Origin of the sequence: Streptomyces sp. NBC_01077, assembly GCF_045162855.1 — a bacterium.
Classification (GTDB): domain Bacteria; phylum Actinomycetota; class Actinomycetes; order Streptomycetales; family Streptomycetaceae; genus Streptomyces.
Map to the genome: position 1 here is coordinate 7,486,633 of NZ_CP108669.1, position 26,947 is coordinate 7,513,579.

General features: G+C 71.7%; 27 protein-coding genes. 14 read left to right on the plus strand and 13 right to left on the minus strand.

The genetic code is table 11. The features are described from left to right. Positions 1–83: 83 nt before the first annotated feature. Positions 84–1,229: a hypothetical protein gene (locus OG462_RS33860; protein ID WP_406063583.1), complete on the plus strand. Its 1,146-nt coding sequence runs from the start codon at positions 84–86 to the stop codon at positions 1,227–1,229. Between the two features lie 159 nt (positions 1,230–1,388). After that, on the plus strand, positions 1,389–2,174 hold the full coding sequence (locus tag OG462_RS33865; RefSeq protein WP_406063585.1) for a DUF4239 domain-containing protein: 786 nt from the start codon (positions 1,389–1,391) through the stop codon (positions 2,172–2,174). A 39-nt stretch (positions 2,175–2,213) separates the two neighbouring features. Here OG462_RS33865 and OG462_RS33870 read toward each other — a convergent pair whose 3' ends face one another. The 3 genes from OG462_RS33870 to rpmB form a co-directional block, all read right to left on the minus strand. Beyond that, the gene (locus OG462_RS33870) at positions 2,214–3,347 is read right to left on the minus strand and encodes an ABC transporter substrate-binding protein (protein WP_406063587.1); all 1,134 of its coding nucleotides are present in this window, start codon (positions 3,345–3,347) and stop codon (positions 2,214–2,216) included. 194 nt (positions 3,348–3,541) lie between these two features. Then, entirely contained in the window at positions 3,542–3,847 is a 306-nt protein-coding gene (rpsN, locus tag OG462_RS33875; RefSeq protein ID WP_406063589.1) for a 30S ribosomal protein S14, read from the minus strand. Then, a complete protein-coding gene (gene rpmB / locus OG462_RS33880; protein WP_406063590.1) occupies positions 3,847–4,083 on the minus strand; it encodes a 50S ribosomal protein L28 in 237 nt (78 codons plus the stop codon). The genes rpsN and rpmB overlap by 1 nt, the downstream gene beginning before the upstream one ends. A 68-nt stretch (positions 4,084–4,151) precedes the next feature. Here rpmB and rpmG point away from each other — a divergent pair, with 68 nt between their 5' ends. The 3 genes from rpmG to OG462_RS33895 all read left to right on the plus strand — a co-directional run bounded on the left by rpmG (position 4,152) and on the right by OG462_RS33895 (position 5,850). Next, a complete protein-coding gene (gene rpmG / locus OG462_RS33885; protein WP_406063592.1) occupies positions 4,152–4,316 on the plus strand; it encodes a 50S ribosomal protein L33 in 165 nt (54 codons plus the stop codon). A gap of 83 nt (positions 4,317–4,399) precedes the next feature. Next, the gene (locus OG462_RS33890; RefSeq protein WP_229315468.1) at positions 4,400–4,645 is read left to right on the plus strand and encodes a type B 50S ribosomal protein L31; all 246 of its coding nucleotides are present in this window, start codon (positions 4,400–4,402) and stop codon (positions 4,643–4,645) included. Continuing rightward, complete coding sequence (locus OG462_RS33895) at positions 4,645–5,850, plus strand: GTP-binding protein (RefSeq protein WP_406063595.1); 1,206 nt, start codon at positions 4,645–4,647, stop codon at positions 5,848–5,850. The genes OG462_RS33890 and OG462_RS33895 overlap by 1 nt, the downstream gene beginning before the upstream one ends. A gap of 38 nt (positions 5,851–5,888) precedes the next feature. Here the strand turns inward: OG462_RS33895 and OG462_RS33900 are convergent, their stop codons facing one another. Further along, a complete protein-coding gene (locus tag OG462_RS33900) occupies positions 5,889–7,436 on the minus strand; it encodes a carboxylesterase/lipase family protein (protein WP_406063597.1) in 1,548 nt (515 codons plus the stop codon). A gap of 251 nt (positions 7,437–7,687) precedes the next feature. On the opposite strand from OG462_RS33900, the gene OG462_RS33905 reads away from it, so the two are divergent. Beyond that, positions 7,688–8,953, plus strand: a complete 1,266-nt coding sequence (locus OG462_RS33905; protein WP_406063599.1) for an NAD(P)/FAD-dependent oxidoreductase — start codon at positions 7,688–7,690, stop codon at positions 8,951–8,953. Between the two features lie 48 nt (positions 8,954–9,001). Here OG462_RS33905 and OG462_RS33910 read toward each other — a convergent pair whose 3' ends face one another. Then, entirely contained in the window at positions 9,002–9,958 is a 957-nt protein-coding gene (locus OG462_RS33910; RefSeq protein ID WP_406063601.1) for a helix-turn-helix transcriptional regulator, read from the minus strand. Positions 9,959–10,053: 95 nt separating this feature from the next. Here OG462_RS33910 and OG462_RS33915 point away from each other — a divergent pair, with 95 nt between their 5' ends. The 3 genes from OG462_RS33915 to OG462_RS33925 all read left to right on the plus strand — a co-directional run bounded on the left by OG462_RS33915 (position 10,054) and on the right by OG462_RS33925 (position 12,638). After that, positions 10,054–10,521: a hypothetical protein gene (locus tag OG462_RS33915; protein WP_406063603.1), complete on the plus strand. Its 468-nt coding sequence runs from the start codon at positions 10,054–10,056 to the stop codon at positions 10,519–10,521. After that, positions 10,518–11,657 (plus strand): winged helix DNA-binding domain-containing protein, encoded by a 1,140-nt coding sequence (locus OG462_RS33920; RefSeq protein ID WP_406063605.1) that lies wholly within the window; start codon positions 10,518–10,520, stop codon positions 11,655–11,657. Before OG462_RS33915 ends, OG462_RS33920 begins: the two co-directional genes overlap by 4 nt. Positions 11,658–12,218: 561 nt before the next feature. Next, positions 12,219–12,638 carry a molybdopterin-binding protein gene (locus tag OG462_RS33925; protein WP_406063606.1) on the plus strand — a complete coding sequence of 140 codons (420 nt, stop codon included), beginning with the start codon at positions 12,219–12,221 and terminating at the stop codon, positions 12,636–12,638. A gap of 205 nt (positions 12,639–12,843) precedes the next feature. On the opposite strand, the gene OG462_RS33930 is transcribed toward OG462_RS33925, so the two are convergent. From OG462_RS33930 to OG462_RS33940, 3 genes are all read right to left on the minus strand, one after another. Then, positions 12,844–14,847, minus strand: a complete 2,004-nt coding sequence (locus OG462_RS33930; protein ID WP_406063608.1) for an ABC transporter permease — start codon at positions 14,845–14,847, stop codon at positions 12,844–12,846. A gap of 82 nt (positions 14,848–14,929) precedes the next feature. Next, positions 14,930–15,757 (minus strand): molybdate ABC transporter substrate-binding protein, encoded by an 828-nt coding sequence (gene modA, locus OG462_RS33935; RefSeq protein WP_406063611.1) that lies wholly within the window; start codon positions 15,755–15,757, stop codon positions 14,930–14,932. A 91-nt stretch (positions 15,758–15,848) separates the two neighbouring features. Further along, positions 15,849–16,244, minus strand: a complete 396-nt coding sequence (locus tag OG462_RS33940; RefSeq protein ID WP_406063613.1) for a molybdopterin-binding protein — start codon at positions 16,242–16,244, stop codon at positions 15,849–15,851. A 322-nt stretch (positions 16,245–16,566) separates the two neighbouring features. Here OG462_RS33940 and OG462_RS33945 point away from each other — a divergent pair, with 322 nt between their 5' ends. Beyond that, on the plus strand, positions 16,567–18,096 hold the full coding sequence (locus tag OG462_RS33945; protein ID WP_406063615.1) for a PucR family transcriptional regulator: 1,530 nt from the start codon (positions 16,567–16,569) through the stop codon (positions 18,094–18,096). A 9-nt stretch (positions 18,097–18,105) separates the two neighbouring features. Here the strand turns inward: OG462_RS33945 and OG462_RS33950 are convergent, their stop codons facing one another. Together OG462_RS33950 and OG462_RS33955 are read right to left on the minus strand one after the other, a co-directional pair. Then, positions 18,106–18,504: a molybdopterin-binding protein gene (locus OG462_RS33950; protein ID WP_406063616.1), complete on the minus strand. Its 399-nt coding sequence runs from the start codon at positions 18,502–18,504 to the stop codon at positions 18,106–18,108. Positions 18,505–18,604: 100 nt separating this feature from the next. Next, entirely contained in the window at positions 18,605–18,763 is a 159-nt protein-coding gene (locus OG462_RS33955) for a hypothetical protein (protein WP_406063618.1), read from the minus strand. Between the two features lie 20 nt (positions 18,764–18,783). Between OG462_RS33955 and OG462_RS33960 the strand changes: the two genes are divergently transcribed. Together OG462_RS33960 and OG462_RS33965 are read left to right on the plus strand one after the other, a co-directional pair. Next, entirely contained in the window at positions 18,784–19,377 is a 594-nt protein-coding gene (locus OG462_RS33960) for an SDR family NAD(P)-dependent oxidoreductase (RefSeq protein WP_406063620.1), read from the plus strand. Positions 19,378–19,407: 30 nt separating this feature from the next. After that, on the plus strand, positions 19,408–19,845 hold the full coding sequence (locus OG462_RS33965) for an NUDIX domain-containing protein (protein WP_406063621.1): 438 nt from the start codon (positions 19,408–19,410) through the stop codon (positions 19,843–19,845). 71 nt (positions 19,846–19,916) lie between these two features. Here OG462_RS33965 and OG462_RS33970 read toward each other — a convergent pair whose 3' ends face one another. Further along, positions 19,917–21,290, minus strand: coding sequence for a hypothetical protein (locus tag OG462_RS33970; RefSeq protein ID WP_406063623.1), 1,374 nt, complete (start codon positions 21,288–21,290; stop codon positions 19,917–19,919). A gap of 607 nt (positions 21,291–21,897) precedes the next feature. Further along, on the minus strand, positions 21,898–23,004 hold the full coding sequence (locus OG462_RS33975; protein WP_406063624.1) for a magnesium and cobalt transport protein CorA: 1,107 nt from the start codon (positions 23,002–23,004) through the stop codon (positions 21,898–21,900). A gap of 193 nt (positions 23,005–23,197) precedes the next feature. Between OG462_RS33975 and OG462_RS33980 the strand changes: the two genes are divergently transcribed. Next, entirely contained in the window at positions 23,198–24,313 is a 1,116-nt protein-coding gene (locus OG462_RS33980; protein ID WP_406063626.1) for a winged helix DNA-binding domain-containing protein, read from the plus strand. 21 nt (positions 24,314–24,334) lie between these two features. Here the strand turns inward: OG462_RS33980 and OG462_RS33985 are convergent, their stop codons facing one another. Then, a complete protein-coding gene (locus OG462_RS33985) occupies positions 24,335–25,177 on the minus strand; it encodes a helix-turn-helix transcriptional regulator (RefSeq protein WP_406063628.1) in 843 nt (280 codons plus the stop codon). A gap of 91 nt (positions 25,178–25,268) precedes the next feature. On the opposite strand from OG462_RS33985, the gene OG462_RS33990 reads away from it, so the two are divergent. Continuing rightward, a complete protein-coding gene (locus OG462_RS33990) occupies positions 25,269–26,945 on the plus strand; it encodes an AMP-binding protein (protein WP_406063630.1) in 1,677 nt (558 codons plus the stop codon). The last annotated feature ends 2 nt before the right edge of the window (positions 26,946–26,947 follow it).

Genomic DNA, 26,947 nt, shown 5'->3' on the forward strand with positions numbered 1-26,947 from the left:
CCAGCGGAGAGAACTCCCCAACAGGCCCTTGTTCTCCGGGGATTCCGCCCGGGGAGGGGTGCGAGCCTGGCACGCTTGCCGATGTGAGCTACGTCGTAACTGTGGAAACACGCCTGCCCGACGGTGCCGGCGAGTTGGACGCGCTGCAACAGGTCGGCGCGTCCGCACTCCTGGAGCGCGGCTTCGACGCCGTGGAGGGGATCGAAGGCCCCGACGGCGTCGAGGTCGACGTCCTCGAGACGATCGTCGCCGTCCACCCGGGCGGGTCGATCCTCAAGGTGTTCGTCCACGCCCCCTCCTTGGAGACCGCTGAGGACGCCGTCGGCTCCGTCGCCGCGGAGGTCCTGGAACGCTCCGAGCTCCTGGCCGACTGGGTGGTCGAGAGCAGCGAGGTCAAGCTCCACATCGATCTGACCCGCGAGAGCCTGGAGGCCGCCGACGGGCCGGACGTGCCGCCCAGCGACCTCAGGGCCCGCCTCGCCCACCACACGGCGGGTCCGGCCGCCGTCGAGGGAACGGAGGAGGACGGGGACGACGAGCACCGGGTGGACCTGGAGGACCAGATCCGTGCCCTGGCCCCGCGCCTGAGCTCCTTCGGCCCCCGTTCCTTCGGAGGCGTCGACCCCGAGGAAGCGGAGGAGGGCGAGGAGACGGCCCCGGTCGCCTCCGAGGCCGCCGAACTGGCCGCCGGGGCCCTGGTGTACGCCGCTGAGGTCCTCATCGACGAGCTGTACGACGACGTCCAGACCCTCGCCGACGAGGAGACCAACGTCGCCGACTGCCAGGGCGACCTGTGGCACCTCGCCGAGCTCCCGCCGCGCTACGTCCTGGCGTACGACGAACTCTTCGCGCGCCGCTTCCTCGTGACAGCCATCGCCTTGACCACCCGGTTCACCGACGGGAGCTTCCAGCAGCTCGGCTGCCTCGCGGAGGAGCTCGTCCTGAAGATCCTCCTGCAGCAGACGCACGCCACTCTCGACCTGTACGGGCTCCTGAGCGACGACGTCGCGGACTCCCTGGACCGCTTCGCGGACGGGGTGTACGAGGACATGGACTTCGAGTGGCTCTACGACGAGTCGAACGACGGCATCGACGAGGACCCCGCCCTGGCCGGCACGGGCATCACACCCCTGACCATCGGCACGTGGTTCACTCCGTTCGGCGACGGCAGTTACGTCCACCCGTACGCGGTCGACGAGGAAGCGGGCCGGCAGAGCGCCGGTGACTGAGGCGACCTCGGGACGACAGTGTCGGCGTGCTCACTCGATGGTGTGAACCTCGGGTGGGGGCCCAGGGGCGCGTACGCGTGCGCTCCGGCGGTTGTACCGGGCACGAGCGCTGATTCGGGCGCCGGGCCGCGCCTGCGTGAGCCCCTAGAGTTCCCGCACATGTCGCTCTGGCTGCTCAATCACTTCAGCACCTTCACCCTGGCCGCGGTCACGGTCGGCGGGACCGTCCTCGTGGCGGTGATCGGCAGCGTGCTGTTGCGCCGCAGGCACCCGTCGCTGGCCGACGGCGAACACAACGACATGGTCGGGGTGACCCTGGGCATGTTCGGTGCGATCTACGGGATCATCCTCGCCTTCGTCATCGTGACCCTCTGGACGCAGTTGGAGAGCACGCAGACCATCGTGGCCTCCGAGGCCACCGACGTCGCGCTCATCGCCCGCGACGCCGCCGCCTTCCCGCCCCCGGTCCGCGCCCGCGTCGACACCGCGCTCAGCGGGTACGTCCACTCCGTCGTGGAGGTCCAATGGCCCCGGATGCGTGCGGGACAGCCGAGCTACGGGGCCACAGCGCAGAAGCTCCAGACCGTCTACGACGTACTCCAGGCGTACGACCCCAAGACCCCGCGCGAACAGGTCTTCTACGAGGAGGCCGTCAGCAACCTCAACGAAGTGGCCTCGCAGCGCCGGGCCCGCCTGACCATGGCCGAACAGGAACTGCCCCCGCTCCTCCAGGTCCTGGCCTTCGGCGGCGCCGCCGTCCTGATCCCGCTCACCTTCCTGTACGGCATGCGCAGACTCCGCATCCAGATCCTCTTCGTCGCCTCCGTCGCCTCCCTGATCGGCTTCAGCCTGCTCCTGGTCTTCGTCCTGGACCGCCCCTTCGCCGGCGAACTCAGCGTGAGCCCCGCCCCGTACAAGGAAGGCGCCCTGGAGCGGTACTGGTAGCGGACTCTCCCCGGGGCCGGCCGCCGGGGACGACGCCGCTCATCCGCTGTGGAGGATCCGGAAGCGATCGCGGTCCGCCGGATCCCGGTCGACGACCTGGACGGGCGCCCAGGCCCATTGCCACACACCGATGCCTGGCGTGCGGGAGAACCGGATCTGCCCGCGGGTGCCTTCGACGGTGACGCTCGGCCAGGACGCCGCGGTGCGCGCCCGGTCCGCGCCGTGGGAACGCAGCACGTCGGCGAGGACGGTGACCGTGTCGTAGCCCTCGAAGGCGACGAAGGACGGCGCTTCGTCCAGCCGCTCGCGCAGGGCCGTCGCGACTCGTGCGCCGAGTGGCGTGAGGCGCTCGGGCAGATAGCGCAGGAACGGGATCGCGGTGCCGTCGTCGCCCAGCAGCGTCGCCCACTCGGCGAACTCCGGCTGCCCGGCCGGGGCACCGATCATGACCGCGCCGAGGCGCCGGTCGCGGCGGACGGCCTTGACGATCGGGACGGCCGGCTCCGGGTGGCCGACCAGAAGGAGGAGGGCCGTCGCGCGATGGTCGACGAGTGCCTCGCACACGGCCGCGGGGGTGAGCGCGCGCATGTCGAGCTCGATGACGGTGCCGCCGCGCGGGGCGAGGTGGTCCCGCAGAATGCGGGCCCCGGATGCCCAGTAGACACTCGGGTCCGCTGCGACGGCGATGCGGCTGTGGCCCGCGCCGCGAAGGAAGTCCGCGTAGATCTGCCAGCCGTGGGACTGCGCCGGGGCGAGGCGCGCCACCCAGTCCGTCGGCTCTTCGGTGAGCGCGTCGAGAACGGCCGACGAGCAGAGGAACGGCAGGCCGAGCGTGTCGGCCCTGGCGGCAGCGGCGCGGGCGACGACGCTGTGATACTCCCCGGCCAGGGCGGCCACGCCCAGGCGAGCCAGTTCGTCCACGGCCGCCGCGGCCCGCTGCGGATCAGCCGCGGTGTCTCGGACGACCAGCTCAAGCGGTCTTCCGGCGATCCCGCCGGCGCCGTTGACCTCGCGAACGGCCAGCTCGAACCCGGCGAGCAGGTGTCGGCCTGCTTCGACCCAGCCGGGCCGAGTCAGCGGGGCGAGAGCGCCGATCCGGATGGACGAGCCGTCGGTCCGCTCCGCTCCAGGTGCCGGTGACGAGGGCGAGGGCGGCAAGGGCGGCGTGGTCATGCGGTGGCGTCTCCCATGAGGCGAGTCGGACGATGCCGGTCATTGCATCCACCGAGGTCGCCGGCGGGCAACCGATTATCGATTCCGCCAGGTGTTCGCCGACCACCGTCCCGGCCCGCTCGGCGGGTGGTCGAACGCCCCACCGGTCTCGCGGTGGGGCGTCCGGTCGAGGTGCGGGCGTCAGTCGGTGGGGATCACCAGGAGGACTTCGTCACGCCGGGAAGGAAGCCTGCGTGGGCCAGCCGGCGGGCGCGGACCCGGGAGAGTCCGAACCTGCGCAGGTAGCCGCGAGGGCGGCCGTCGACGCTGTCGCGGTGACGGACCCGCGTCGCGCTTGCGTCGCGCGGCTGGCGGGTCAGCTCCGCCTGGGCGGTCCGCCGCTCCTCCGCGGTCGACGAGGGGCGGCGGATGATCTCCTTCAGTTCGGCCCGCCGGGCGGCGTGGCGCCCGACGACCTCCTTGCGCTTCTCGTTCCGCGCGATCTTGCTCTTCTTCGCCATCAGACCTTCCCGCCTCGCGCCCGGATCCGGGCCACGGCCGCCTCGATGCCGATCGCGTCCACCGTCTTGATCGCCCTGGCGCTCAGGGTCAGGCGGACGGTGCGGCCCTCGCTGGGGAGCCGGTAGCGCTTGTGCTGGATGTTCGGGTCGAAGCGACGCGAGGTGCGTCGGTGGGAGTGGGAGATCTGGTTGCCGAAGCCGGGCTTGGCGCCGGTCAGCTGGCAGTGGGCGGACATGGGTGTTACCTGCCTCTCTCGTGGCCAGTAGTTATTGGAAATGAAAACCGTTCCCATATACTAGCCTCATGGCACGCAACGAACTCCGCCCGATCATCAAGCTGCGCTCCACCGCGGGGACCGGCTTCACGTACGTCACCCGCAAGAACCGGCGTAACAACCCCGACCGGTTGGTGCTGCGCAAGTACGACCCCGTGGCCCGCCGCCACGTCGACTTCCGCGAAGAGCGCTGACGAAGAGCGCTGACAAAGAGCACTGTCAAAGAGCGCTGGCAAAGAGACCCCACCCCCGATCAACCCCGAAGGACGCCCCTGTCATGAAGCCCGGCATCCACCCCGCCTACGGCCCCGTCGTCTTCCGCGACACCGCCTCCGGCTCCGCGTTCCTCACGCGCTCCACCCTCACCAGCGAGAAGACGATCGAGTGGGAGGACGGGCAGACGTACCCGGTCGTCGACGTCGAGATCTCCTCCGTGAGCCACCCCTTCTACACGGGTACCGCCCGCGTGATGGACACCGCCGGACGCGTCGAACGCTTCGAGCGCCGATACGGGGCCCGCTGATGGCGCAGGACCCCCGGCTGCCCGTCGTCATCGTCGCCGGGATCCACTCCGACGCCCGCGAAGAGGTCGTCGAGCGGCTTCTGCGGACCGTTCCCGGCAGCGTCGCGCTCCACCACGACCTGACGGGTGCGGCGGACGGCACGGTGCGTCGCCTGATCCGCGATGTCACAGGGCTGTGGTCCGAGGGTGAGGTGCCGCTCGTCGACGACGGCGCGTGCTGCGCGCTGCGCGAGGACCTCGTACCCGAACTGCGGCGGCTGGCGGGAACCGGCCCGACCCGGCTCGCCGTGGTCGAACTGTGGGACTCCGTCGAACCCAAGGCGATGGCCGAGGTCGTGGCGGCACACGGCGGGGACGACCTGGTCCTCACGAACGTGATCACCGCGGTGGACCCGGCTCTCGTGATGCCCTACCTCGCCAACGGCGACGACCTCGCCGAAGCCGGCCTGGCGGCGGCCCCCACGGATCGGCGCACGATCGGGGACACCTGGGCCCGTCAGCTGGAGTACGCACCCGTCCTCGCCCTCGTCGAGAACGAGGAGGCCGACGACGGGGACCGCGCGCTGCTCGCGCAGTTGCACCCCACCGCCCTCCGCGTGGCGGCCGACTCGGCCGATCTGGCCGCAGCGGCCCTCGCCGGCTTCGACGGTGCCACCGGCATCCCCGGCATCCCCGGCTTCCCCGGCTTCCCCGGCTTCGACGTCGAGGCGGCCGCTGCGGCGCAGCACCCCGCGTGCGCGCTGCTGCCCCAGGACGCGGACGACGCCGGTGTCACGACGCTCGTCTGGCACCGACGGCGTCCCTTCCACCCCGAGCGCCTCTACAGGGCGCTCGAGGATCTGTGTTGCGCCGCCGCGCGCAGCCGCGGCCGGTTCTGGCTCGCCGACCGGCCCGACACGCTGCTCGCCTGGGACGCCGCGGGCGGCGCACTGTGTGTGGAGAACGCCGGCCCCTGGCTCGCTTCCCTGCCCGACGCCGCCTGGGAATCGATGCCGCCCATGCGCCGGGCCGCCGCGGCCCTGGACTGGCATCCCGAGCACGGCGACTGCTGCCAGCACCTGGTCTTCACGTCGCCGGGCCTGGACCGGGACGGACTGGAGCAGCTCCTCGAGTCCTGCCTCCTCACGGACGAGGAGTACGCGGCCGGGCGGGACGGCTGGAGGCGGCTGCCCGCCGCCTTCGACTCGCTCCTCGATGCCGCCTGACCGTACGTCGGCCGGTGGTCAGGTCCCTGCCCGTACTGCTACCGGTCGATCAGCGGCAGTACGGGGAACGCGTGGTCCTGCCAGATCAGACGGGAGGCCTCTTCCGGGTAGGCCGTGACGACGGGGCGGGTGTCGAAGATCTGGACACGTCGTCGCTCGGGGTCGTACGCGGGCCAGCCGGGGTCGCCGTGGGCGGCGAACGACGTCCACGCGGCGCGCATGCGGGCGGACAGGGCCTCTGCCTCCGGGGAGGGGGTTTCGCCGATCAGCATGGCGGGCCGGCCCCGGTCCAGGTTGCCGAAGACGAGGGGTACGTCGAGGCCGTGGCAGGCGCCGAGGGCGCCGCCCATGCCCGGGGCGGTCCAGGCCAGCTCGTAGACGTGGGTACGGCCGCCGGCGGCGGTCTGCGCCTGGGCCAGGTGGAGCGACGGCATGCGGAACAGCCAGTCGGAGTGGACCAGTTCGTACAGCCGGTCCGGGCCCGCCGACGGGAACACGTCGCGATACCGGCGCGCGCCGTCCGGGCTCGGGGCGAGGAAGCGGAGGGCGGCTGCCGCCTGTTCCTCGCTCACCTCCCCGAGCAGGCCGGTGATCGCGGTGAAAAGGCGGTGCTCGTCGCGGGTGTGGCCGACGAGGAGCTCGACGTCACGGCCGGCGCCGTCGGACAGGGCCTGCCACGGTGTGGTGGGGAGGATGTCGCCGTCGACGACCGGCGAGAAGGGGATCGTCTTGTGCGCGGGCCGCCCCCAGCGTTCCGCCCACTGGTCCATCGTGGCGCTGACCGCGTCGGCCGCGGCCGGCAGCTGGTGCGGGGAAACGCCGGACAGATCGGTCACCGTGGCCCGCAGCCCCAGTTCGGCGGCGCAGGCCGCGGTGATGTCCGAGGCGAGGTCCGGTGAGAAGAACGTGCCCTGCACGCTCTGTGCGATGGCCCGGCGGAAGAGCCCGGCCGCCCGGTCCATCGCGAGCAGGGCGGCGATCGATCCGCCGCCCGCCGACTGACCGAAGACCGTGACCCGCTCGGGGTCGCCGCCGAAGGCCCGGACGTTGTCGCGCACCCATTCCAGAGCGGCGACCTGGTCGAGCAGCCCACGGTTGGGCGGAGCGCCCTCGATCTGCCCGAAGCCCTCGATCCCGACGCGGTAGTTGAACGTCACCACGACGACGTCGCCGTCGCGCGCGAGCCGGCCGCCGTCGTACTCGGGGAGGCCGGACATGCCGAACACGTAGGCGCCGCCCTGGATCCAGACCATCACCGGCAGCCCGGCGCCCGGGGTCGGTTCGGGCGACCAGACGTTGACCGTCAGCCAGTCGTCACCCGGCGCGTCCTGCGCCAGCGCGTCCATGCCGAACTGGCCGGACTGCGGCGGTGGCGGACCGTACGAGACGGCCTTCCGTACCTCGCCCCAGCCCCGTACCGGCTGCGGCGCGGCGAAGCGCAGTGCCCCGACCGGGGGCTCGGCGAACGGGATGCCCCGGAAGACCGCCACCCCGGCCTCACGGCTGCCACGGAGCCGTCCGGCCGCTGTGCGGGCTTCGGGCCGGGACCCGGACGGCTCGGGCGGCTCGGACGGGGCAACGGTCATGACGACTTCTCCCGAAGGGGTGAGCGGGCACGCAGCGGGCGTGGACCCTGCGAATCATGCGTCGCGTCCGGATGCCACGCCAGCCATTTATGGATGATTCGGACTGCCGGCCGCGGTGGCCGGGTCACCTGTCACCCCTCCACGGCTCCTTGCGTTCCGCCATGTGCCTGACAGGAGTGGCGGCGCACAAGCACCATGCACCATGCACGACTCCATGAACGGCACCACATCCCGAAGGGGGCGATCGGCGCATGACCCAGCCTGAGAGCGCGGTACACGACTACGACGTCGTCATCAGCGGAGCCGGCCTCGCCGGCAGCGCCGCGGCGATCCTGCTCGCCCGCCGCGGAGTCCGCGTCGCACTGCTGGAACGCCGCTCGGACCCCGAGGCGTACAAGGTGCTGTGCACCCACTCCATCTCGGCCAACGCCTACCCGGTCCTTGAGGAACTCGGCCTCATACCCGCCCTGGAGAAGGCGGGAGCCGTGCACAACGACGCCCGCTGGTACACCCGTTGGGGATGGATCGAACCGCGGGCCGCGCCGGATGGCCCCGGCCTGCCGCACGCGTACAACATTCGGCGCAGCATCATCGATCCGATGATCAGATCCCACGCGGCGGAGACCCCCGGCGTCGATCTGCTCCTCGGTCATCGGGTGACCGGGCTGGTCCGGGAAGCCGGGCGGACCGTGGGGGTGCGCGCGTCGACACCGCAGGGCGAGCGTGAGATCCGGGCCCGGCTGGTGGTCGGCGCGGACGGCAAGGACTCGGCCGTGGCGAAGTTCGCCGGGGTGCCCGCCCGGGAGTACGAGAACACGCGGTTCGCCTATCTCGCGCACTTCCGCGACCTTCCGCTGCGCGGCGGGATCGGTCAGGCCTGGTTCCTCGAACCCGACATGGCGTACGCGTTTCCGAACGACGACGGGGTGACCGTCCTCGCGGTGGTCCCGGACAAGAAGCGGCTGCCGGCCTTCCGGGACGACCTGGAGGGCAGCTTCCTGGACTTCGTCCGCGCCCTGCCCGAGGCACCGCCCATCGACTCCGCCGAGCGCGTCTCGAAGTTCATCGGCACGGTCGACTACCCGCTGTACAGCCGCAAGCCGACCGCACCGGGCGTCGCGCTCATCGGCGACGCCGCCCTGACCGGCGACCCCGTGTGGGGAGTGGGCTGCGGATGGGCCCTGCAGTCCGCGCACTGGTTGACGGAGGCGGCCGCCTCGGCCGCAACCGGTCGGGGGGACCTCGACAGCTCCCTCGTGGCGTACGCCCGCAGACACCGGCGACGGCTGCTCGGGCACCAGTACCTGGCCGCCGACTTCGCCAAGGCCCGTCCGTTCAACCCCATCGAGCGGCTGATGTTCTCGGCGGCAGCGCGCGACGCATCGCTGGCCCGGCACATGCACCTGTTCGCATCCCGGCTGATCGGTCCGCTGGGCTTCCTGAGCCCCCGGGCACTGGCCAAGGCCGCGGCCGTCAACCTCAGGCACCGCAGGGCCACGGTGCCACGCGCACGGTGAGGCCTGCCGCGGAACTCGGGGGACACGGAACTCGGGGAACGAGGAACGTCATTCGGGTGCGCGGGTGGCCCGGACGAAGCGAGCACCCCACTCCTGGACGTACGCGGCGAACTCCGGCGGCCCCAGGACCTCGAACTCGGCTCCCACGGTGCCCAGTGCCTGCGTCGGCCAGTCGAGGGACGTCGAGGTCATGGTGAGCCGGCAGCTGTCCCGGTCGAGCGGCTCGACCGAGCCCCACTGGCCGACCGCCTGCCGTACCCGCGCGGCGGGCGCGTGGACAAGGGCCTCGACCGTGTACGGAGCCGGGGCCCCGCTCGCCTCCCGGACGAAGGCCACGGCGTCGTCCGCCGGGAGCGGGCGCGGCCGGAAGCGGGCGCCGGTCGCCGTCGGCCCGGTCAGCCGGTCGAGACGGAAACCGCGCCAGTCGTGCCGGTCCAGGTCGTAGGCGACCAGGTACCAGCGCCCGCCGAGGGCGACGACGCGGTGCGGCTCGACCTCGCGGTCAGTGGCCCCGGAGCCCCGGGCCGTGTAGCCGAACCGCAGCCGTTCCTCGTCCCGGCACGCCTGGGCGACCGCGGTGAGCACCCCTGCCGCGACGGCCGGCCCGGACGCGGAGGCGGAGAGGGTCATCGCGCGCAGGGCGTCCACCCTGGCCCGCAGCCGGGGCGGCAGGACCCGCACCACCTTGGTGAGCGCCCGCAGGGACGCGTCCTCGATCCCCGCGATCCCGCTCTGTGCCGCGTCGCCGATGCCGACCGCGAGGGCGACCGCCTCCTCGTCGTCAAGGAGGAGCGGCGGCAGGACGGCACCGGGGGCGAGCTGGTAGCCGCCGTCCGTACCGCGGGCCGCGCTGACCGGGTAGCCGAGCTCGCGCAGCCGGTCGATGTCGCGGCGCAGGGTCCGCTCGGACACGCCGAGCCGTCCGCACAGCTCCGTACCGGGCCAGTGGCGGTGGGTCTGCAGGAGGGAGAGCAGTCGGAGAGTCCGAGAGCTGGTGTTGGCCATGCGGGAACACTGCCCGGAGTTCCGGCCGGAAAGTGACCGGAACTGTCCTTAGAGTCGTTTCGACGGCGCTACCGGACCGATGTGAGGACCAAGAAATGATCAGCCGTGAGATCCGGCCGGCCACGCAGATCACCGGCGTCCCGACGCTCGACCACTTCACCGTCGCCGAGACCGACCCGGGCCATCACCTCGGGCAGGGGCCGACCGCCCACTACGGGATGGCCGACGTGGCGCGCGTCGGCGAGGGCGACGTGGTGTTCGTCTCCGGTGCGGCGGGCGGGGTCGGCTCGCTGCAGAGCCGGCTCGGTGATGCGGCGGACCGCCTCCCCAAGCCCGACCGCGCGGCGGCCGGGGCCAGGGGCGTCGAGCTGCTGCCGTTCTCCTGCCACCACGCACCCGATCAGACCGAGGCCTGGCAGAAGCACTTCCGTACGTGGCTGGGCGAGGGCCGCTTCGTCTACCCGCAGACGGTCGTCGAGGGCGGGATCGAGGACGTACCGGGCGCGTTCCTCTCGCTGTTCGAAGGTGCCTACCAGGGCGACGTCTCGGTGCGTCCGTCGTGACCACACTCTCCCTCCGGGTCCTGAACCGGGCGCTGCTGGACCGGCAGTTCCTGCTCGCGCGCACCGATCGCCCTCCCTTTGAGGTGATCGGGCGGCTCGTCGCACTCCAGGCGCAGGAGCCCAACTGGCCGTACGTCGGACTGTGGAGCAGGATCCACGGCTTCACCCAGACCGAGCTCGTCACACTTCTCGAGGCCAGGCAGGTGGTTCGCTCCGGCCTGCTCCGCAGCACCCAGCACCTCGTCGTGGCCGACGACTTCCGCCGTTTCCGGCCGCTGGTGCAGCCCGTACTCGACCGCACCGCCGGCTCGCGCCACTTCACCCGGAACCACGTCACCCGGCACGGCACAGGCCTGGACGTGGCGTCCCTGGTCACCGAGGGACTCGACCTGTTCGGGGGCGGGACGCTGTCCCGCAAGGAGCTGGCCCGGAGGCTGGCCGAACGCCACCCGGGTCACGACGGACGGATCCTGGCCGGGGAGGTCGAGCTGCGCACTCCTCTCGTCCACGGCGCCGCCACCGGCGCCTGGGGCCGCTGGGGCAACCGGTCGGCGGTCTCCGTCACGCCCGCCGAGGTGTGGCTGGGACAGCCGATGGAGACCGCGGCGACGGCGGGCGGAGCCCGCGACGCGGCGAAGGAGTTGATCCGCCGCTATCTGGCCGCCTTCGGCCCGGCCGGGGTGAAGGACGTCCAAGCCTGGTGCGGCCTGACCCGCCTGGGCGAGGTCATCGCGGAGATGCACGCCGAACTACGCGGCTACCGCAGCCCCGACGGCAGAGAACTGTTCGATCTCGCCGACGCGGAGCTGCCCGACGACGAGACCCCCGCTCCGGTACGACTGCTGCCCGCGTTCGACAACGTCCTGCTCGGCCACGCCGACCGGACCCGCATCATCAGCGACGAGCACCGCGCCCACGTGATGCCCGGCCAGGCGCAGGTACGGCCCAGCTTCCTGGTGGACGGCCGGGTGCACGGAACATGGACCCTCGACGCAGGGACGCTACGACTCACCCCGTTCCGCCCGCTCCGCGCCTCCGACCGGGCGGCCCTGGAGGAGGAGGCGGCCCGACTGCTGCGGTTCGTGGGTGGGACGAGGGCGACCTACGACGACACGAGCGCGACCCGGCCGTCCTGAGGTTCCACCCCGGCATGCACCGCCGGCGGCCGACCTCCGCGAGATGCGCCGTGTGACGTGCACGCTGAACAGCGTCATCGCGGCGTCAGGGGCGGGACCGCCGGATGTGCGCATCGCAGGGTTCCCTGCGCGCCGAACACCGCGAACGGCGCGCAGGACCCTCCTGGCCGGTTGTCCTGTGCGGCGAGAGCCACTTCACCGCACGGGCCGGTGAGATTCAGTGAATCAAGCGTCACCCTGGCGGGACGACTGGTTTCGGACACAGAAACAGTCCCCGGCGGCCGGTGTGGGTACGGTGAATCATCCAAGAGGGAATTCGAGAGTGCGTGGGGAACTGGGTGAAAGATCCTCAGTACCAGGTCAGGACGGTTGATCACCCCGTAGAACAGGCAACTTTCGTCCTCCCTGGGATTCCATCGGATACGCGAGGAGATTGCGCCCATTCGACTGGTGAATGCGACGCGGGTTGCGGGATGCAATTTTCGCTCCGGTACGGTCGGTCATGACGCAGGTCACAGAAGTGATGACTGTTCCGTTTCCGGCTTTGCGAGGCGTGTTTCCATGACCCTGTCCATTCGGAACCAGCTGCCCGGCACCGTCACGTCCGTCACCGCCGGTGAGGCCATGGCGTCGGTGAAGGTGCGCCTGGCGGGCGGCCAGGACATCACTGCCGCGATCACGACCGACGCCGTCAAGGACCTGGGCCTGGCCGAGGGATCCGCGGTCAAGGCCCTCGTGAAGTCCACCGAGGTCGCTCTCGCGACCGGCCCCGTCGACGGCATCTCCATCCGCAACCAGCTCGCGGGCACCGTCACCGAAGTGGCGACCGGCGGCGCCATGGGCTCGGTGAAGGTCACCGTCGAGGGCGGCGAACTGACCGCCGCGATCACCAAGGACGCCGTCGAGGACCTCGGCCTGAACGCCGGCGCCTCCGTCGTCGCGCTGATCAAGTCGACCGAGATCTCCCTCGCCTCCGCCTGACCCCGGCGCCCGCGCCTCCGCCTGATCATGGGCGTCATCGTCGAGGGCCGCGCACCGCGCAGGTGCGCGGCCCTCGTGCGTCTGCGACTCACATGTGCAGCCGGACAGCCGGACAGCCGGGACAGCCGGACAGTCGGACGGCCGGACGCGGACACGTTTCGCGGCGGCCGGTGGACAGGTTCATGGCGTGCGTCGCCCGGGCTCGTCAGAGCGGCACGATCGTCGCCTCGGTCGCCTTGACGCTGGTCCAGACGGACACCCCGTCGGTGATGCCGAGTTCGGCGGCCGCCTGCGGCGTGATCTCGGCGACGAGGTCGGGGGCCCGGTCGGAGGTGATCAGGACCCGCAGCCGGCTGCCGCTCGTGGTGATCTCACGTACGGTGCCGGGCCAGACGTTACGGGGGCTGCCGCCGGGCCGCTCGCGGTGGACGGACACCGCCTCGGGCGCGACGATCGCGAGCGCCGGGGTGCCGGCCGGCGCCGGTTCGGCCGCGACCAGGGTGCCGCCGCCGTCGAGCGCGAGGCCCTCCGGGCTCGCCGTGCCCGGCCAGGCGTTGCGGCCGAGCATGCGGGCGACCCAGGGGGAGCGCGGATGACGGGTGACCTCGACGGGCGGCGCGTCCTGGAGGGCCCGGCCCTCGTCGAGGACGAGGACGCGGTCGGCGAGGGAGACCGCTTCGACCGGGTCGTGGGTGACGATCAGGCAGACGCCGCCGAAGCCGGTGAGGTGGGTGCGCAGGGTGTGGCGTACATGGGCGCGGGTGGTCTGGTCGAGGGCGGCGAGCGGTTCGTCGAGGACGAGCAGCCGGGGCCGGGCGGCCAGCGCGCGGGCGAGGGCGACGCGTTGGGCCTGGCCGCCGGAGAGCTGGGCGGGCCGGCGGTGCGCCAGGTGACCGACGCCGAGCCGGTCGAGCCACTGCTGCGCTTCGCGGCGGGCCTCCGCCCGGCGGACGCCTTGCGCCCGGAGGCCGTACGCGGTGTTGGCGAGGGCGCTCATGTGGGGGAAGAGGGCGCCGTCCTGCGGGACCCAGGCGACATGGCGCCGGTGCGGGGGCAGGGCGGTGACGTCGGTGTCGCCCAGCGTCAGGGTGGCGTGGGCCCGGGGGGTGAGGCCGAGGAGGGCGCGGAGGAGGGTGGTCTTGCCGGCGCCGTTGGGGCCGACGACGGCGATGGTCGTGCCCGGCTCGGCGTCGAGGGTCAGCTCGGTGAAGCCGGTGACCTCGGCGTGCAGCGCCCACCGCGCGTCCCCGCCCTGGTTCCCCTCCCCGGCGACGTTCCTCTTCCCGGCGGCGTTCCCCTTCTCAGGGGCGTTCCCCGTCTCGGCGGCGGGCGCGGGGGGAGTCTGCCGGACCTGCGCGGGATCCTCGGGTCCCACCTCCGGGGCGGGACGCGTACGGCGGTCCGAAGGGGTTCCCGTCCACCGGCCGCGCAGGGCGATCAGCACGCCCATCGCGATGGCGAGCAGCAGCAGCGAGACGGAGGTGGCGGCCTCGGGTTCGTCCTGGAGCAGGAGGTAGACCTGGAGGGGGAGGGTCTGGGTGGTGCCGGGGAGGTTGCCGGCGAAGGTGATGGTGGCGCCGAACTCGCCGAGCGCCCGCGCCCAGGTGAGGGCCGCTCCCGCGATCAGGCCGGGCGCGACCATGGGCAGGGTGACGGTGAAGAAGACCCGTACCGGCGAGGCGCCGAGGGAGGCCGCCGTCTCCTCGTACCGCGGCCGCAGCCCGCCGAGCGCACCCTCCAGGCTGATGACGAGGAACGGCATGGCGACGAACGTGGCGGCGATGACCGCCCCGGAGGTGTGGAACGGGAAGGTGATGCCGAAGGTGCCTTCGAACCACGGGCCGAGCAGCCCCCGCCGGCCGAAGGCGAGAAGCAGCGCCACACCACCGACGGTGGGCGGCAGCACCATCGGCAGCAGGACCAGGGAACGGACGATCGCCTTGCCGGGGAAGGACACGCGGGCGAGCAGCCAGGCGAGCGGCACGCCGAGGAGCAGGGAGAGTCCGAGCGCCCAGAAGGAGACGACCAGGGAGAGCTTCAGCGCCTCGACCGTGCCCGGTGAGCGGAGGTGGCCGACGAGTTCGCCCCACTCCGTCCGTACCAGGATGCCGATCAGAGGCAGCGTCAGGAACGCCACGGCCAGCAGCGCGGGCAGCGCCAGGGCGAGGGGCGGCCGGGTGCCGGACGCGCGTAGGCCTGCTCGCTTCATCTGCAACCTCGAAGACATGAGGAATGAGGGCTGTCCGTTTCCCCGGGACGGACAGCCCTCACGATCTGGTGAGCCCGGTCGGCTACGGCTTCTGGAAGCCGGCGTCCTGGAGGATCTTCTGCGCCTCGGGCGAGGAAAGCCAGGCGACGAACGCGGCCGCGGCCTCGGCGTTCTTGGAGTCCTTGATCGTGGCGGCCGGGTACTTGGCGACGGCGTTCTGCGCGTCGGGGATCTCGACGGCGTCGACCTTGTCCTTGGCGCTCTCGGCGTCGGTCTTGTAGACGAGTCCGGCGTCGGCCTCGCCGAGCTCGACCTTGCTGAGGACGGCGCGGACGTTGGGCTCCTGGGAGACCGCCTTGACCGTGATCTTCTGGGCGTCGAGGATCTGCTTGCTGTACTTGCCGGCCGGGACCTCGGGGGCGGCGAGGACGACCTTGAGCTTGGTGTCCGCGAGGTCCTTCAGGTCGTCGACCTTGAACGGGTTGCCCTCGCCGGTGGCGATGACGAGCCGGTTCCTGGCGATGATCACCGGGGTGCCGGTGTCGGCCTTGACCTTGTCCATGCTCTTGGTGTCGGCGGTGATCAGGGCGTCGGCGGGCGAGCCCTGGGCGACCTGGGCGACGAGCTCCTGGGAGCCGGCGAAGGAGAAGGTGATCTTCGTGCCGGGGTGGGACTTCTCGTACGCGGCCCCGGCCGTCTTGAAGACGTCGGTGAGGGACGCGGCCGCGAGCACGGTGAGCTGGGCGGCGGGCGCGCCGCTCGCGGAGCCGGAGGCCGTGGACCCGCCGGTGTCCTTCTTGGTGTCGTCCTTGGTGTCGTCGTTGCCGCAGGCGGCGAGCGGGACGAGGAGGGCCGCGGTGAGGATCGCGGCGGCGGTACGGCGTCTGGTGGACGTGAGGGTGAGCGACATGAGGGTCCGAACTCCTTGGGGACGAGAGCGAGATGCGTGGCGAGGTGGCGGCCGCGCCGACGGCCGTTGCCACCCGGTACTGCGTGAGGGGTCAGGTGCGGTCGATGTGCACGCTGGTCGACTTCACGCGGGCGGTGGCCTGCATGCCGACTTCCAGCCCCAGTTCCTCCACGGCCTCCCGGGTGAGGAGCGAGACGAGGCGGTGCGGCCCGGCCTGGATCGTGACCTGGGCCGCGATGTCACCGAGCTTGATCGCGGTGACGATGCCGGGGAAGGCGTTCCGGGCCGAGGTGTAGGACGGGTCGTCCTCGCCGCTGCCGCCCTGTGCGATCTCCGCGGAGAACGCCGCCAGCGACTTGCCGTCGATCAGACGCCGGCCGCTCTCGTCCCGGTGGGTCGCGATCCTGCCCGCGTCCGCCCAGCGCCGCGCCGTATCCGGGCTGACGCCCAGCACACGTGCGGCCTGACCGATGGTGTAGGACTGCATGTGCGACACCGTAGGTGGACCTGGCTCTTATCTGCAACAAACCCGTGTGAGTCTCCATGGCGAATAAGAGGGGGATTGGAGGAAGAGATGAACGCGGGCCCGAGCGCCTGAGCCCTTCCCGCGCCGGTCCCGGCGTGCGGGGGCCTGAACCCCTCCCGTGCAGGTCCCGGCGTGCGGGGGCCTGAACCCTCCCGCGCAGGTCCCAGCGAACCGAGCTACAGGGATTCTGCGGGGTTCTCTTGGCACTTACGATGGCCTGACTCGTGTTTGCCTCGTGAATGTGAGATGCGGGCCCGGCCCGTGAGCGCACTAGGAGTCCCGCATGCAAGTCGATCAGCTTCTCCACCTCGACCGTCTCGATCTCTCCCTCGTCTGGGGTGACGAGCCGTTGCTCGGCCAGGAGATCGGCGGCGTGATGGCGACCGACCTGGAGGACCCGGCCCGGTTCCTTCAGCCGGGCGAGGTCGTGCTGAGCGGGCTGGTGTGGTGGAGCCGGGGCGGCGACCGGGCCAAGGCCGACCGCTTCGTGTCGGCGCTGAGTGACGCCGGCGCCGTGGCCCTCCTCGCGGGGGAGGAAACGCACGGGGAGGTGCCGGCGGAGCTGGCCGACGCCTGCCGGGCGCACCGGATCGCGCTGCTCGCGGTGCCCGCGCACACCAGCTTCCGGGCGATCACCGAAGCCGTGTACCTGCGCCAGTGGGGCGAGCTCAGCCGGCGCCCCACCGATCACTACGCGCTGCCGGAGAACGTGCGCGTCGACATCGACCGCGCCCTGGAGGGCGGTGCGTCGGCCGGTGCTCTGCTCGACCGCGCCTTCGCCCATCTGGGGACGCCCGCCTGCTACTTGCTGACCGGGAGCGGCCGTACGCTCGCCCGCACCGCCACAGCGCCCGAACTCCCGGCGCGGCACGCGGCGGAGGCGCTGGGCGGTCCGCACGGCACGACGGTCCGCGTCGACGCCGACGACACCGTGTTCGACGCCTGGCACCTCCATCTGCCGGAGGAGAGCCGGGTGCCGCCCCGGGTGCTGCACGAGATAGCCGAGCTCCTCGGCCGACACCGCCGTCGCCAGGACCGGCGCAGGAAGGAACGCAGGCAGGCGTACGAGGAGCTCATGGGGCTCGTCGGCGCGGCCTACGGCGAGATCAACGGCCTGGAGAGCGCGCTGGGTTCGAGTGGTCTGCCCGCCACCGGGCCGTACACCGTGGTCGTCGCGTCACTGGAACCGGCGGGGGAGCGGGCCGACGGCGTCGCCGCGCTCACGGAGGCCCTGAGCCATCTGCCGTCGGCCGCGTTCGCCGTCGCCGAGCGCCCGGGCGGCGAGGTGATGGCGGTGCTGGCCCACGAGGAGAACGGGGAGCCGGACGTACGGGACCTCCTCGGCGAGGTGTGGCCCCTGCTGCACGCCTGCCGACCGAAGACCTCCCTGCACGCCGGTGTCGGGGGACCGGTCGGCACCCCGGGCGAACTGGGCGCCGCCCTCACGCAGGCCCGCTACGCCCTCGCCGCCGCCCGAACGACCGCTCCGTCGGCGGCACGTGTGGCAGGGCTGGGTGACCTTCGAGGCCTGGAGATGCTCCTCGCGGGCGTCCCCGCCGACGTCCGTTCGGTCTACCGTGACACCGTCCTCGGCCCGCTCCTGCGGGACGGGCGCGCCTCGAACGGTGCCCTGCTTGAGACCCTGGAGGTCTTTCTGGCACACAACTGCTCCTGGGCGAGGACCGCCGAAGCCCTGCACCTGCACGTGAACACGGTCCACTACCGCATCGAGCGCATCCAGACCCTCACGGGCCGGGACCTGTCCCGGCTCGACCACCGACTGGACCTGCGGGCCGCGCTGCTGTGCCGCTGACGACCGGACTCAGGGAAGGTCGATGTGGACGTTGGTCGACTTCACGCGGGCGGTGACGGTGACCCCGACGCCGAGCGCCAGCTCCTCCACGGCCTCCCGCGTCAGGAACGAGACGAGCCGGTGCGGCCCGGACTGGACCTCCACCTGCGCGGCCACGTCGTCGACCCGTACCGACGTCACGATCCCGACGAACGAGTTGCGTACCGAGGTCGGCACGTCGTCCTCCGGGACCGCGTGCAGACCGGCCCCCCGCTCCTGGGCGAAGCGCGCGAGACCCACCCCGTCGATCACCCGGTTGCCCGAGCCGTCCCGGTCCATGCGCAGCCGACCGCCGTCCGCCCACCGGCGAACGGTCTCCGAACTCACTCCGAGCAGCCGCGAGGCCTGCCCAATGCTGTACGACGGCACAACGGCACTCTAGGTCACCCCGGTCCGCCCGAGTCACGCGCCGGCGCCGGGCTCGCGCATGCGGTCCTGGGCGGTGGCGGCGCAGAGCATCGCGTGACCGTCATGCGCCCCACCCATCCTTCGGGCCGAGGTCGGCAAGCGCGGTTCCCAGCCGCCGTGCGCCCTCGGTCAGCTCGGCGTGGTCGGCCGTCGTGGCGAACCCGATGCGCAGGTGAGCCGCCGGCGGCTCGGTGGCGAAGTAGCGGCTGCCGGCGCTCACGGGAGGTCCCCGGTGCGACGTTGGCCGCCATCGCGGTCAACGCCGACCTGACCGACCCGGGCCCCGTCCGGACCATGGCCGACCTCGTCCGCACCGAGATCGGGCCCGTCGACATCCTGGTCAACAACGCCGGCTCCTACCCCCGCGTCGCCTGGCAGGATACGGACGAGGTTGCCTGGAACTACTCCCTCGGTGTGAACCTCACCGCCCACTACCGCGCCTGCCACGCATTCACGCCCGGCATGGTCGAGCGCCGCTGGGGCCGGATCGTGAACATCGGCAGCGTCAACGCCCGCGCCGGCCGGACGAACCTCGTCGGGTACAGCACCGCGAAAGCCGGGTTGCTGGGCCTGACCCGCTCCCTCGCCCGCGAACTCGGCCCGTACGGGATTTGTGTCAACACGGTCATGCCCGGAGCCATCCAGGTCGAGGCAGAGAACGCCCTCCCCGCCAGGCACCGTGCGCGGCCGGAGGACCAGATCAAGCGCCAGTGCGTCCCGCGCCGTGGCCGGCCCGAGGACGTCGCGGCCCTGGTGGCGTTCCTCGTGGGCCCCTCCGCCTCGTTCATCACGGGGCAGTCCGTCCACGTCGACGGCGCCTGGCTGCTCCACTGAGACCGTCAACAAGCAAGGAGACGAACCGAAATGATCGAACGAGTCCGCGCCGTCCTCGTCACCGCCGACGACACGATGCTGGTCATCCGCCGCACCAGGCCCGGCATCCCCGAGTACTGGGTCCTGCCGGGAGGCGGTGTCGAGCCCAGCGACGAGTCCCGGGAGGCCGCCCTCCACCGTGAGATCCACGAGGAGATCGCGGGGAAGGCGGACATCGTCCGCCTCCTCCACACGATGGAGACCGACGACGAGCGCCAGCTCTTCTACCTCGCCCGCATCGCGACCTGGTCCTTCGACGACCGCACCGGCCCCGAGTTCAGTGCCGAAGGCCGTGGCGAGTACGCGCTGGAGGAGGTCCCACTGACCCTGGAGGGGCTCGACGGAATCGACCTCAAGCCCGAGGAGATCGCCCACGTGCTGAGGGGAGCCATCGGCGCCGGGAGCCTTGGGGCCGGGGTACCGCTCTGAGCCTGCGAGTAGATCGACACCCCGTCGGGGCCAGCTCCGAGGTGAGCCGGCCCCGACGGTGATCCCCGGTCCTACTGGGGCTCCTCGTCCTGCCCCGGCAGCTGCCGCAGGGCGAAGACGGAGCCGTCGGCGTGGACGGAGACGGGGCCTCCCCAGCTCTTGTCGAAGGTGAGCCGGGGGCGGGCGTCACGGCCGGCGTGGACGACGGTGCGGTACTCCTCGACGTCGCCCCTGGAGAGGAGGCGGAGGAGTACCTGGTCCACGCCGGAGAACGCCTCGACGCGAGGGCCGTTCAGGCGGAAGACGTGGTCGGTGCCGACGTACTCGGTGCCCAGGAGCGTGTGGGCGGCGTCCTGCACACTCGTGCTGGCCGCGTGTTCGAGGCCGGTGAAGCGTTTGTGGCCCTGCCGTTCGGTCAGGTGGCGGGCGGTGGCGTGGCCGGAGCCCGTGAAGGCCATGAGGCCCGCCGCGGTGGTGTGGGCCAGGGACTCTTGGAACCAGGCGAAGTCCTTCGGCTGCACGTGGCAGCCCCGCACCGGATCCGGAGCCACCAGGCCCTTGGCCGGCGGGTGGATGTCCGGCATCACGTTCGCCTGTGTTGGAGGTGCCTTCAGGTTCGGCTCCCGCCCCTCCGCCGGGGACAACCGGCCGCCGCTGCCCGGCGCCTCAAGGGCGTGGACGGCCATCGTGCCCCCATCCGTCGGGATCTCCGTGCTGAACAGCAGGGCCGGGGTCTCGTTCCACGCGCCGATGTGGACTGCTTCGGCGTGGACGGAGGCGGAGGCCAACTGGTCGGCGGAGGTGGCGGAGTTGCCGTGGTTGCCCTTGCAGGCGAGGGGGAAGACGCGGGACGGCTCGCCCGGCCGCCAGACCTCGGCGAAGTAGTGGGGCCGGTAGCGGTACTTCACCTTCTCGCCCTTGTCCCTGCTGGTGAGGGCCCAGCCCGCGCGTAACACCGTGTCGGCGGGGACGATCGTCACCGAATGGCCGGGGAAACGGCGGCGCAGCATGTGCTCGGCGAGGGTGAGCGCGAAGCCGATGCCGAGCTCGCCGGACTGCAGCGACTTGTAGTGGTCCGCGATGCGGTGTCCCTCGTCGGTGAGGCCGAGGAAGGAGTCTCCGCCGCCGGCCAGGGCCTGGGTGTACTTGAGCGCACCCCAGTGCTCCGCCAGTCCCCGGCCCGCACCACGCCACGACAGGGAGGTAGCCCGGGCGAGGGTGTGGAGCACGTCCCAGACGGTCACCCCGAACTGCTTGGGCAGCTCCGTGCGCTGAATCGGGATGAGGGCGGGCTTGCGGCGGAGCGGCTCCTCCTCCTTCTCCTTCCGTTTCTCGTCGTCCGCGGCGATGGCGGCCTTCGTCTTGCCGACGAGCGCGTCGTCGGAGCGGACGGAAATGTTCGACGGCTGGGTCAGGGCCTGGAGCACTTCTTCGGTCGGCTTCAACAGCTCTCCCTCGTGGCGTGCGCGGGCGGTTCACCATCGGCCGGACCGTACGGAGGGGGACGGCGGCGCACGCAAGTGCGCAGGAGCGCGTGACCTGGAGCTCGGCCCTGGCGACGGACAGCACGCGGCCGGTGGCGGGATCTCGCCACCGGCCGGCTGTTCCGCATGGGGCTTTGGTCTGTGCTCTCAGTTCTCGTGGATCACGAATCGGCGCCCGCGACGATGATTCCGCTCCGCGTGGACCTCCAGATCGGTTGTAGCGGTGACCACCGACAGAACCTGATGCATCGTTATGATCGAGCGGACGGCAAGCGGGCGAGTCGGCCACGCCTGCGTGAGTCTCTGCCCACCCTTAGAGATCTCTGGCCTGCGTCGAAGCCTTATGTCTGGGTGCCATGCCGCGAAAATACGGGACGCGCCGAATGGCCTGTTCCTATGGAGCGTGGTCAATGGTGACTGCGCCGGGCGCCGCCCCCGGCGAGGAGCAGATGCCATGCCTTGCCCGACCGTCTCCCGCGCATTCGCCCCAGATTCTCCCCAGGATGCCTCTGGGGGTGACACCTGGGGTTTGCTCATGCTGAGTGGATCAAGGTTTCGGGGTGGATGGCTACAGCCAGTCCTTCTTCTTGAAGACCACGTACAGGCTCACGCACACCGCCGCCATCAGCAGCACCGCGAACGGATAGCCGCCCGCCCAGTGCAGCTCCGGCATGTTGTCGAAGTTCATGCCGTAGATCGTTCCCACCAACGTGGGTGCAAACAGAATCGCCGCCCAGGAGGAGATCTTCTTGATCTCCTCGTTCTGCTCGAAGCCCGCCTCCGCCAACGCCCGCATTTCCGCGTTCTGTTGTTGCGTGACCAGGGTCGCGTTGACCGTGAGGATGTCCGTGAGTGCCTGGCGGAAGCCGTCGACTCGTTCGCTGGTGTGGGTGACGTGGTCCGCCACGTCGCGGAGGTAGCGCTGGAGTTCCTCGTCCGTGCCGTACTTCGCGAAGCCGGCCATCAGGCCGTGCAGCATGCCCACCAGGGGGCGGGTGGCGCGTTGGAACTCGACCATTTCCCGGGAGAGTTCGTAGATGCGGCGGGAGACCGCCGGGTCGCCGCCGAAGACCTCCGTCTCGATCTCGTCGATGTCGTTCTGGACGCCCGCCACCACCGGGGCGTAGCCGTCGACCACCGCGTCCAGGATCGCGTACAGGACCGCCTCCGGGCCCAGCGCGAGAAGGTCCGGGTCCTTCTCCATGCGGTGGCGGACCGTGGAGAGGTCCGGTGCGGCGCCGTGGCGGACCGTGATCAGGAAGTCCGGGCCCACGAAGATGTGGAGTTCACCGAAGTCGACCTCCTCCTGGGCGTCCAGATAGCGGGCGGCCCGGAGGACCACGAAGAGGGTCTCGCCGTACCTCTCCAGCTTGGGGCGCTGATGGGCCTCCAGTGCGTCCTCCACGGCCAGTTCGTGGAGGTCGAACTCGGCGGCGAGGGAGTGGAGTTCCTCCTCGGTCGGGCGCTGGAGGCCGATCCACGCCATGCCGTCCGGGTGCTCGCGCAGCTGTCGGAAGGTCTCCGCGAGCGTCGCCGGGGACGAGACGCGACGGCCGTCCCGGTACAGGCTCGCCTGCACCACGCTCGGCCGCTCCTCCGGTGTTTCCGGGGAGGCGGTCGTGGACGGCTCCGCCGGGGGGCGGCGCCACGCGGCGCGCGGGCGACGGTCGGACATCTCGTGCACCTCCTGAGTCTTCGGGAAGGATATATGGGGTTGGTTTCGGATGAATGGTCACAGCTTGGGGCGGGCCTGGCGGCAGCTCGGGGCCGGCCGCAAGGCCCACCCCTGCCGCGGAGGCCGGCCGCCAGGCCCACCCCCGCCGCCTTGCGGACCGTATCTGTCCGCAAGCCCGGGTAGCGTGCACGTCATGGCCCTCAAGACGACCCACCCCGTGCTCGGTCCCCGCGCCCTGAACCGTGCCACCCTCGATCGCCAGCTGCTTCTCCGCCCCGCCCCGATGGGCGTCACCGAGGCGATCGACCACCTCCTCGGCCTACAGGCGCAGAACACCAAGCCCCCGTACTACGCACTCGCCGCCCGCCTCGACGGGTTCCGGCCCGAGCAGCTGTCCGCGCTCATGGAGTCCCGCGACGTCGCCCGTATCGTCACCATGCGATCCACCGTGCACACCCACACCGCCCGCGACGCGGTCGCCCTGCGCCGGCTCGTCCAGCCCGGGGCCATCGACCGCGAGCTCGCCATCTTCGTCTCCCGCAAGGGGCTCGACGGCGTCGACCTCGACCGGCTCGCCGACACCGCCCGCGTGCTCGTCGAGGAGCGGCCCCGCACCCCCAAGCAGCTGCGCGACGAGCTTCTTCCCCAGTGGCCCGACGCCGACCCGCAGTCCCTCTCCCTCGCCGCCCGCTGCCTCCTTCCCCTGGTCCAGGTCACCCCGCGCGGCCTCTGGGGGCGCGGCGGCCAGGTCGCGCTCACCACCACCGACCGGTGGTTCGACGGCCCCGCGCAGGAGGCCGCCGACCTCGACGAGACCGTGCTCCGCTACCTCGGCGCCTTCGGGCCCGCCTCCGTCAGGGACATGCAGACCTGGTGCGGCCTCACCAAGCTCGGCCCCGCCTTCGAACGCCTGCGGCCCGGGCTCCTCGTCTTCCAGGACGAGCGCGGCACCGAACTCTTCGACCTGCCCGACGCACCCCGCCCCGACGAGGACACCCCGGCCCCGCCCCGCTTCCTGCCCGAGTTCGACAATCTCCTGCTGTCGCACGCCGACCGCAGCCGCGTCGTGCCCGCCGAACACCGGGGCCGCACCTGGACCGGCAACCAGGCCCACCGCGTCTTCCTCCTCGACGGCCTCCTCGCCGGCATCTGGCACCTCGACGAGGCGAAGGACCGCACGCTCCTCACCATCGAACCGTTTGCGCACGTGACGCGTGCCCAGCGCGCCGAACTCACCGCGGAGGCCGAGCGCACCCTCCAGCTCATGACCTCGCCGGGCATCCCGTACGACATCGTCCACGCCGAGTGACAGGGGAGGAGGTCGAGGCCGTTACGGCAGCGCCCCCGCCCTCCGTGCCGCCACCACCGCCTCCAGGCGGGTGTGTGCGCCCAGTTTTCGCATCGCCGAGCGCAGGTAGCCCTTCACCGTCTCCGGGCGCAGGCCGAGTCGCTGTGCCGCCGCGGCGTTCGTCGCACCCGAGGCCACCGCCGCGAGTACGTCCGTCTCCCGTGGCGTCAGCGCCACCGCCGGCAGCTCGCGGGGTGCACCGGAGGCCGTCTCCAGGCGGCCGCACACCGCGAGGAGGCGTTTCCGCAGCTCCGGGTCCGGGACCTGCGGGGCCAGTTCGCGCAGTTCCCCGTACGCCTGACGGACCTCCTCCCAGGACGGTCCGGACGGGCCCGAGGGCGTCGGGGCGAGGTGGTGGCGGGCCTCTTCCTGCTGCCGGACCTCGTCCCGTACGGCCAGGGCCTGCTCCAGGTCGCGGGCCGCCGCGACCGCCGCGTCGAAGATCCGCTCACCGATCGGCAGGGCGTCCCGCAGTGCCCCGTACAGCACACCGCGCACCTTGCGGCGTACGACGACGGGCACCGCGATCACCGACCGCAGTCCCTCCGCCGCGACCGGGCCGTCGTACTCGTGCGTGATGTGCCGGGCCGAGGGGTAGTCCGTGACCGCGCACGGCCGCGACAGGGCGAGACACTTCCCGCCCAGACCGGATCCGGTCGAGATGCTGAGACCGTGCAGCGCCGGCGTCACCGCCCCGGACATCTCGCCGATCCGCAGCGCCCGCCCCTCCTGGAGCAGCCCGCCGAAGACCACGGGCAGTCCGCTGCCCCGGCGCAGCCGCAGCAGCGCCGCGCGCAGTTCGGCCGTTTCCATCTGCTCGGGCACGGAACCACTCCTTCACCCCCGAACGGGGGTAGTGAGACCTGGGTCACTGATTACACGATGTCCGGGACCGGTCCCGCAACGAGGAGGACACATGACGGCGACGAGCGCGACGGAGAGGTTCCGGGCGGCCCGGGACTTCCTGCTGCAGCATCGCGAGGACTACGAGACGGCCTACGAGGGCTTCGCATGGCCCCGGCCCGACCGGTTCAACTGGGCGCTCGAATGGTTCGACGTCATCGCCGAGGGCAACGACCGGACCGCGCTCCACCTCGTCGAGGAGGACGGCGAGGAGACGAAGGTCAGCTTCGCCGAGATGTCCGCGCGCTCCAACCGGGTCGCGAACTGGCTGCGGGCCCAGGGCGTGCGCGCCGGCGACCGGATCATCGTGATGCTCGGCAACCAGGTCGAGCTGTGGGAGACCGTGCTCGCCGCCATGAAGCTGCGCGCCGTCGTCATCCCCGCCACCCCGCTCCTCGGCCCCGCCGACCTCCGCGACCGCGTCGACCGGGGCCGCGCCCGTCATGTCATCGTGCGCGCCGAGGACACCGCGAAGTTCGACGACGTCCCCGGCGCGTACACCCGGATCGCGGTCGGCGGCGACGGGGTGAACTGGCTGGGGTACGAGCACGCCGCCCGCGCGTCCGAGGTGTTCGAGCCCGAGGGCGTCACCCTCGCCGACGACACGCTCATGCTGTACTTCACCTCCGGGACGACCGCCCGCCCCAAGCTGGTCGAGCACACCCACACCTCGTACCCGGTCGGGCACCTCTCGACGATGTACTGGATCGGCCTCAAGCCCGGCGACGTGCACCTCAACATCTCCTCCCCGGGCTGGGCCAAGCACGCCTGGTCCAACCTCTTCGCCCCGTGGAACGCCGAGGCGACCGTCTTCATCCACAACTACACGCGCTTCGACCCGGCCCGGCTGATGAACGAGATGGAGCGCAACGGCGTCACCAGCTTCTGCGCCCCGCCGACCGTGTGGCGCATGCTGATCCAGGCCGACCTGAGCCGGCTGAAGACCCCGCCGCGCGAGGTCGTCGCCGCCGGCGAGCCGCTCAACCCCGAGGTCATCGAGTCGGTGCGGCGCGCCTGGGGCGTCACCATCCGCGACGGTTTCGGCCAGACCGAGACCGCCGTCCAGGTCTCCAACAGCCCCGGTCAGCGGCTCAAGGAGGGCTCCATGGGGCGCCCGAGCCCCGGCTTCCGGGTCACCCTCGTCGACCCGGTGAGCGGCACCCCGGACGTCGAGGAGGGCGAGATCTGTCTCGACCTGTCCGCCGGCCCGGTGGGCCTGATGACCGGCTACCACGGCGATCCGGAGCGTACGGCGGAGGCGATGGCCGACGGCTACTACCGCACCGGTGACATCGGCTCCAGAGACGCCGAGGGGTACATCACCTACGTCGGGCGCGCCGACGACGTCTTCAAGGCCTCCGACTACAAGATCAGCCCCTTCGAGCTGGAGAGCGCCCTCCTGGAGCACGAGGCCGTCGCCGAGGCGGCCGTCGTCCCCGCCCCCGACCCGCTGCGGCTCGCCGTACCCAAGGCGTACGTCGTCCTCGCGGCCGGCTGGGAGCCCGACGCGGAGACCGCGAAGGCCCTCTTCGCCCACTCGCGCGCGGTCCTCGCCCCGTACAAGCGGATCCGGCGCATCGAGTTCGCCGAGCTGCCCAAGACCGTCTCGGGCAAGATCCGGCGCGTGGAACTGCGCCGGCTCACCGCCGAGGGCGGCGGCAAGGAGTACACGGAAGGGGACCTCGCGTGAGC

What these genes read in the sequence shown, in the direction of transcription:
- OG462_RS33865 (WP_406063585.1), top strand. Translation starts at nt 1,389, where the DNA reads ATGTCGCTCTGGCTGCTCAATCACTTCAGCACCTTCACCCTGGCCGCG.
- OG462_RS33870 (WP_406063587.1), bottom strand. Translation starts at nt 3,347, where the DNA reads ATGACCACGCCGCCCTTGCCGCCCTCGCCCTCGTCACCGGCACCTGGA.
- rpsN (WP_406063589.1), bottom strand. Translation starts at nt 3,847, where the DNA reads ATGGCGAAGAAGAGCAAGATCGCGCGGAACGAGAAGCGCAAGGAGGTC.
- rpmB (WP_406063590.1), bottom strand. Translation starts at nt 4,083, where the DNA reads ATGTCCGCCCACTGCCAGCTGACCGGCGCCAAGCCCGGCTTCGGCAAC.
- rpmG (WP_406063592.1), top strand. Translation starts at nt 4,152, where the DNA reads ATGGCACGCAACGAACTCCGCCCGATCATCAAGCTGCGCTCCACCGCG.
- OG462_RS33890 (WP_229315468.1), top strand. Translation starts at nt 4,400, where the DNA reads ATGAAGCCCGGCATCCACCCCGCCTACGGCCCCGTCGTCTTCCGCGAC.
- OG462_RS33895 (WP_406063595.1), top strand. Translation starts at nt 4,645, where the DNA reads ATGGCGCAGGACCCCCGGCTGCCCGTCGTCATCGTCGCCGGGATCCAC.
- OG462_RS33900 (WP_406063597.1), bottom strand. Translation starts at nt 7,436, where the DNA reads ATGACCGTTGCCCCGTCCGAGCCGCCCGAGCCGTCCGGGTCCCGGCCC.
- OG462_RS33905 (WP_406063599.1), top strand. Translation starts at nt 7,688, where the DNA reads ATGACCCAGCCTGAGAGCGCGGTACACGACTACGACGTCGTCATCAGC.
- OG462_RS33910 (WP_406063601.1), bottom strand. Translation starts at nt 9,958, where the DNA reads ATGGCCAACACCAGCTCTCGGACTCTCCGACTGCTCTCCCTCCTGCAG.
- OG462_RS33915 (WP_406063603.1), top strand. Translation starts at nt 10,054, where the DNA reads ATGATCAGCCGTGAGATCCGGCCGGCCACGCAGATCACCGGCGTCCCG.
- OG462_RS33925 (WP_406063606.1), top strand. Translation starts at nt 12,219, where the DNA reads ATGACCCTGTCCATTCGGAACCAGCTGCCCGGCACCGTCACGTCCGTC.
- OG462_RS33930 (WP_406063608.1), bottom strand. Translation starts at nt 14,847, where the DNA reads ATGAAGCGAGCAGGCCTACGCGCGTCCGGCACCCGGCCGCCCCTCGCC.
- modA (WP_406063611.1), bottom strand. Translation starts at nt 15,757, where the DNA reads ATGTCGCTCACCCTCACGTCCACCAGACGCCGTACCGCCGCCGCGATC.
- OG462_RS33940 (WP_406063613.1), bottom strand. Translation starts at nt 16,244, where the DNA reads ATGCAGTCCTACACCATCGGTCAGGCCGCACGTGTGCTGGGCGTCAGC.
- OG462_RS33945 (WP_406063615.1), top strand. Translation starts at nt 16,567, where the DNA reads ATGCAAGTCGATCAGCTTCTCCACCTCGACCGTCTCGATCTCTCCCTC.
- OG462_RS33965 (WP_406063621.1), top strand. Translation starts at nt 19,408, where the DNA reads ATGATCGAACGAGTCCGCGCCGTCCTCGTCACCGCCGACGACACGATG.
- OG462_RS33975 (WP_406063624.1), bottom strand. Translation starts at nt 23,004, where the DNA reads ATGTCCGACCGTCGCCCGCGCGCCGCGTGGCGCCGCCCCCCGGCGGAG.
- OG462_RS33980 (WP_406063626.1), top strand. Translation starts at nt 23,198, where the DNA reads ATGGCCCTCAAGACGACCCACCCCGTGCTCGGTCCCCGCGCCCTGAAC.
- OG462_RS33990 (WP_406063630.1), top strand. Translation starts at nt 25,269, where the DNA reads ATGACGGCGACGAGCGCGACGGAGAGGTTCCGGGCGGCCCGGGACTTC.